The sequence below is a fragment of the Devosia sp. genome (genome assembly GCF_041917035.1).
Lineage (GTDB): Bacteria > Pseudomonadota > Alphaproteobacteria > Rhizobiales > Devosiaceae > Devosia_A.
This window is the reverse complement of record NZ_JAYRYM010000265.1, coordinates 1-4847: the sequence shown is the minus strand read 5'-3', so window position 1 is coordinate 4847 and position 4847 is coordinate 1. Positions and strand designations below refer to the sequence as shown.

Annotated in this window: 4 protein-coding genes and 1 tRNA gene; 4 read left to right on the top strand and 1 reads right to left on the bottom strand. The window is 64.1% G+C overall.

Translation table 11 applies throughout. The features are described from left to right. Positions 1 to 139: 139 nt before the first annotated feature. The 4 genes from ACE3TU_RS18875 to ACE3TU_RS18860 all read left to right on the top strand — a co-directional run bounded on the left by ACE3TU_RS18875 (position 140) and on the right by ACE3TU_RS18860 (position 1245). A complete protein-coding gene (locus ACE3TU_RS18875; RefSeq protein WP_374627038.1) occupies positions 140 to 373 on the top strand; it encodes a FliM/FliN family flagellar motor switch protein in 234 nt (77 codons plus the stop codon). A 104-nt stretch (positions 374 to 477) separates the two neighbouring features. Beyond that, positions 478 to 562, top strand: a tRNA-Leu gene (locus ACE3TU_RS18870). Positions 563 to 616: 54 nt separating this feature from the next. Then, positions 617 to 928: a hypothetical protein gene (locus ACE3TU_RS18865; RefSeq protein ID WP_374627036.1), complete on the top strand. Its 312-nt coding sequence runs from the start codon at positions 617 to 619 to the stop codon at positions 926 to 928. Continuing rightward, positions 904 to 1245, top strand: coding sequence for a hypothetical protein (locus tag ACE3TU_RS18860; protein ID WP_374627034.1), 342 nt, complete (start codon positions 904 to 906; stop codon positions 1243 to 1245). Before ACE3TU_RS18865 ends, ACE3TU_RS18860 begins: the two co-directional genes overlap by 25 nt. 11 nt (positions 1246 to 1256) lie before the next feature. On the opposite strand, the gene metH is transcribed toward ACE3TU_RS18860, so the two are convergent. Then, positions 1257 to 4847, bottom strand: a 3591-nt coding sequence (metH, locus tag ACE3TU_RS18855; protein ID WP_374627032.1) for a methionine synthase, incomplete at its 5' end; no start/stop codon positions are given.

Sequence of the window (4847 nt, the reverse complement as noted above, 5' to 3'; positions counted from 1 at the left end):
GTCCGGGCGGAGCAACTTGCTGCCGGTGTCGCAGTCTGGAGCATCTGTTAACGCTTCGGTAAGCATGGCCGGCGGATGTTCTACCTGTGGGGCACCGGCCTGATTCAGCCGAGCGGGGGTGTTCGTTCGTGGTCTATGTATGAGCACTCTAGACAACATTGAAGTCGACATCACGGTGGAACTCGGTGCCGCGACGATGCCGATTCATCATTTGTTGCGCATGGGGCGGGGCGCGGTGATCGAACTCGACACCACCGAGAGCGATGCATTTCGGGTCTACGCCAACAACACGCTGATCGCGCGTGGCGAGATCAAGATCGAAGACGGCCGGTTGAGCGTCGAACTCACCGAAAAGGTTCGTCGCGTAGGGTGATCGGGTACATCTCCGGCGCACCGCATTAAACGCTTGCGCCACCCCAAAACCATTGCTACACGCAGCCTCGCTTCGCCGAACCGGCGGGGTCTCTACCATGGCGTGCGGTCGTGGCGGAATTGGTAGACGCGCAGCGTTGAGGTCGCTGTGCCGCAAGGCGTGGAAGTTCGAGTCTTCTCGACCGCACCATCGGCCTCCTTCGGGAGGCCTACTTGAGCGAACAGGATCGGGCAGGGGCGGGGTATGTCTGAGCTCTTCGCCACTTATCCGCGGCAACGCAGCCCACTCCCTCCCGAGTACGAAGCGATCTTCGCCCAGCACTATGCGGACAATCGCGCAGGCCGCGGTGGGGCGAATTCGCTCGCCCAGCGCGCCGAGGAGTGGATGCATCGGCAGGTTGCCCGGCGGGGCCGGCCCGGTGAACAGGTTCTGGACTTCGGTGCCGGCAACCTCAACCACTATCGGCACGAACGGGGCTTTGAACGCTACGACGTCGTCGAGCCGTTCAAGCTGCTGCTCGAGGATGCCAGGTGGAAAGTTCGCGCCACGACATGATCTCGCAAAGCGAGCGCCGGCAGGCGGCCCGGTATCAGCGCGTTCTCGATCGCCGCCGGATCACCATGGACGGTCGCATCGACCACGACACGGTCGAATGCTGCCACCATCCCCAGGCGCAGCTTCTCGTTGAGTTCGAAGAGAAGCACGCGAATGTCGGCGCGGCTGTCGCAGGCGACGCAGGTCGTCCCGACCGGATGATCGTGCATCGCCTCGGGGCGAACGACGGCGGTGCCAGAGGATGCCGAAAGCGATGCCAGTTGCGCCGGGTCGGTGACGATCGTGACTGGCACCGACCCGGCGCGTCGATCGAATGACCGCGTCGAAGTCATGACGTGCCTGCCGGGGACGCGGTGTAGTTGAGAATGGGCCCCAGCCAACGCTCGACTTCGCGAACGGTCATGCCCTTGCGTCGTGCGTAGTCCTCCACCTGGTCCCTTTCCACCTTGGCCACGCCGAAGTAGTAGCTCTCGGGATGGCTGAGATAGAGGCCCGATACTGACGACCCTGGCCACATGGCGTAGCTCTCCGTGAGGCTCACGCCGATCCGCTGCCTGGCGTTGAGCAGATGGAAGAGCGTCGTCTTCTCCGTATGGTCAGGCTGGGCAGGGTAGCCCGGAGCCGGCCGGATGCCCCGGTATCGTTCGTGGATCATATCTTCGGGGGATATGCTCTCGTCGGCGGCGTATCCCCAGAATTCCCTCCGCACCCGCTCGTGCATCAGTTCGGCGAAGGCCTCGGCGAAGCGATCGGCGAGGGCCTTGGTCAGGATCGAGGAGTAGTCATCATTCTGGCGTTCGAAACGCTCGGCAATGGCGACTTCCTCAAGCCCTGCCGTCACGACAAAGCCGCCCACATAGTCCGGAATGCCCACCGGAGCGACGAAATCCGCCAGGGCCACGTGAGCCTTGCCTCCGGTCTTGGACAGCTGCTGGCGCAAGGTGAACAGGGTCGCCAGTTCGACTTCGCGGCTCTCGTCGGTGAACAGCCGGATGTCGTCACCCACCTGATTGGCAGGCCAGAAGCCGATGACGGCCTTGGGGCGGAACCAGTTCCTTTGCAGTATCTGACCGAGCAGCTTCTGCGCATCGTCCCACAACTGGCGTGCGGCAGGCCCTTGGTCCTTGTCCTCGAGGATGGCCGGATACCGCCCCTTGAGTTCCCAGGCCTGAAAGAACGGCGTCCAGTCGATGTAGCGAGCGATCTCGCTCAAGTCATAGCTCTCGAAGACGCGCGTGCCAATGAAGCTCGGACGCGGCGGGACGTAGTGCGCCCAATCCGGTCGAAAGCGATTGGCCCGCGCCGCGGCCAGCGGTGTGCGCTGCTTCTCGGCCTCGGCCTCCAGGTGGCGGGCCTTGAGCTTCTGGTACTCCGCCTGCACGTCGGCAACATAGGTGGGCCGCTGCTCATCCGACAGCAGGGCGGAAACCACGCCAACGGCGCGGCTGGCGTCGTGCACATGAACGGTGGGACCGCGATGATACTGCGGATGAATCTTGACCGCGGTGTGAACCCGGCTCGTCGTCGCCCCTCCAATCAGCAGCGGGATGTCGAAGCCCTCGCGCTCCATCTCGGCAGCCACGTGCACCATCTCGTCGAGCGAAGGGGTGATCAGACCGGAAAGGCCGATGACATCGACCCGTTCCTGCCTGGCCGTCTCGAGGATCTTCGATGATGGCACCATCACCCCGAGGTCGATGATTTCGTAGTTGTTGCAGGAGAGCACGACCCCGACGATGTTCTTGCCAATATCGTGCACGTCGCCCTTGACCGTCGCCATCAGGATCTTGCCCGAACTGCGCCGTCCGGTGGCCTCGCCGTTGGCATCCTTCTCGGCCTCCATGAATGGCAGCAGGTGTGCCACGGCCTGCTTCATGACACGGGCGGACTTGACGACCTGAGGCAGAAACATCTTGCCGGAGCCGAACAGGTCGCCGACGACACCCATGCCGGCCATCAGCGGCCCCTCGATCACCTCGAGAGGGCGGGCAGACTTGAGCCGGGCCTCCTCCGTATCGAGCTCGATGAACTCGGTGATGCCGTTGACCAGCGCATGGCTGATCCGGGCCTCGACCGGCTGATCCCGCCAGCTCATGTCCTTGGCCTTCTGTTCCTGGCCGGCTGCGCCCTTGTAGCGCTCCGCTATCTCCAGCAGGCGCTCGGTCGAGTCTGGCGTGCGGTTGAGGATCGCGTCCTCGCAGGCCTCGCGCAGGTCCGCGTCGATGGACTCGTAGACGGCCAGTTGCCCGGCATTGACGATGCCCATGTCCATCCCGGCCTGGATGGCATGGTAGAGGAAGACGGCATGCATCGCTTCGCGGACCGGCTCGTTGCCACGAAACGAAAAGGAGAGGTTGCTCACCCCGCCGGAGATGTGCACGTGGGGCAGTGACTGCCGGATCTTCCGCGTCGCCTCGATGAAGGCGACGCCGTAGCCGGCATGCTCCTCGATGCCGGTGGCGACGGCGAAGATGTTCGGATCGAAGACGATGTCCTCGGGTGGAAAGCCGACCACTCGGGTCAGAAGGTCGTATGCGCGGGTGCAGATGGAGACCTTGCGATCGAGCGTGTCGGCCTGCCCCGCCTCATCAAAGGCCATCACCACCACGGCGGCACCATAGCTGCGCACCAGTCGGGCTGCCGCGAGGAACTTCTCCTCGCCTTCCTTGAGCGATATGGAATTGACCAGCGCCTTGCCCTGAACGCACTTGAGGCCGGCCTCGATGACTTCGAACTTCGAGCTGTCGATCATCAGCGGCACTCGGGCGATGTCGGGTTCGGCGGCCAACAGGTTCAGGAACTCGACCATCACCCGCTCGCTGTCGATCAGGCCCTCGTCCATGTTGATGTCGATGATCTGGGCGCCGTTCTGCACCTGGTCGCGCGCGACCTCGAGCGCCGCAGAGTAGTCACCCGCGGTGATCAGCTTGCGGAAACGCGCCGAACCCGTGACGTTGGTGCGCTCGCCGATGTTGACGAACGGGATGTCGGAGGTGAGCGTGAAGGGCTCGAGACCCGACAGGCGGAGCAAGGCGGGGACTTCCGGCACCCTGCGCGGCCGGTACTTGCCCACGGCCGCGGCTATGGCCCGGATATGGTCCGGGGTCGAGCCGCAGCAGCCGCCGACGATGTTGAGGAAACCGTCTCGCGCGAAACCCTCGAGCTGCCGGGCCATGAACTCCGGCGTCTCGTCATAGCCGCCGAAGGAGTTCGGCAGGCCGGCGTTGGGGTAGACACAGATCATGGTATCGGCGACGTCGCTGAGCTCGGCGACATGGGCGCGCATGGCGTTGGCGCCGAGCGCGCAGTTCAGCCCGATGGTGAAGGGGTTGGCGTGCCGCACCGAGTACCAGAAGGCGGTCGGTGTCTGGCCGGAGAGCGTGCGGCCCGAGAGGTCGGTGATCGTTCCCGAGATCATGACCGGAAGTTCATTGCCGCGTTCGGCGAAGATTCGCTGCGCCGCGAAGATACCGGCCTTGGTGTTGAGCGTGTCCGTGATGGTTTCGAACAGCAGCAGGTCGGCACCGCCATCGATCAGGCCATTGATCTGCTCGGAGTATCCCCTGACGATCTCGTCGAAGGTGATCGAGCGGTGGCCCGGCGAGTTCACGTCGGTCGACATGGAGGCCGTCTTGTTGAGCGGCCCGAGCGCACCCGCGACGAACCGGCGCCGGCCGTCCTTTTCGAAGGCCAGTTGCGCCGCCTCCCGGGCCAGGCACGCCCCGGCGAAGTTCAACTCGTAGGCGAGCTCCTGCATGCCATAGTCCGTCATCACGATGTCGGTCGACGAGAACGTGTTGGTTTCGACGATGTCGGCACCCGCGAGGAAATACTCGAGGTGAATGGCGCGGATGGCGTCGGGCTGGGTGAGGTTCAGCAGGTCATTGTTGCCGCGCAGGTCTCTGGGCCAATCGCGGAA

Bases quoted from the DNA above. Each gene is read 5' to 3' on its own strand.
- ACE3TU_RS18875 (WP_374627038.1), top strand. From the start codon at position 140: ATGAGCACTCTAGACAACATTGAAGTCGACATCACGGTGGAACTCGGT.
- ACE3TU_RS18865 (WP_374627036.1), top strand. From the start codon at position 617: ATGTCTGAGCTCTTCGCCACTTATCCGCGGCAACGCAGCCCACTCCCT.